Below are 554 nucleotides of genomic sequence, written 5' to 3' on the forward strand. Positions count from 1 at the left end.
CTACATGCCAGCGTGCCTTCTCCCGAAGTTACGGCACCATTTTGCCTAGTTCCTTCACCCGAGTTCTCTCAAGCGCCTTGGTATTCTCTACCTGACCACCTGTGTCGGTTTGGGGTACGATTTAATGTTACCTGGAGCTTAGAGGATTTTCCTGGAAGTAGGGCATCAACTACTTCTGCACCGTAGTGCATCGTCATCACGCCTCAGGGTTAGTATGCAACCGGATTTACCAGGTCACACCCCCTACACGCTTAAACCGGGACAACCGTCGCCCGGCTAGCCTAGCCTTCTCCGTCCCCCCTTCGCAGTAACACCAAGTACAGGAATATTAACCTGTTTCCCATCGACTACGCTTTTCAGCCTCGCCTTAGGGGTCGACTCACCCTGCCCCGATTAACGTTGGACAGGAACCCTTGGTCTTCCGGCGAGCGGGCTTTTCACCCGCTTTATCGTTACTTATGTCAGCATTCGCACTTCTGATACCTCCAGCAACCCTCACAGGCCACCTTCAACGGCTTACAGAACGCTCCCCTACCCAACAACGCCTAAGCGTC

Annotated in this window: 1 rRNA gene; it reads right to left on the reverse strand. The window is 53.8% G+C overall.

The annotated features are described in order from the left end of the window. Nucleotides 1-554, reverse strand: a 23S ribosomal RNA gene (locus JYB63_RS22565); the annotation flags it as partial.

Origin of the sequence: Aliamphritea spongicola, assembly GCF_017051665.1 — a bacterium.
In the GTDB taxonomy this organism is placed as follows: domain Bacteria; phylum Pseudomonadota; class Gammaproteobacteria; order Pseudomonadales; family Balneatricaceae; genus Amphritea; species Amphritea spongicola.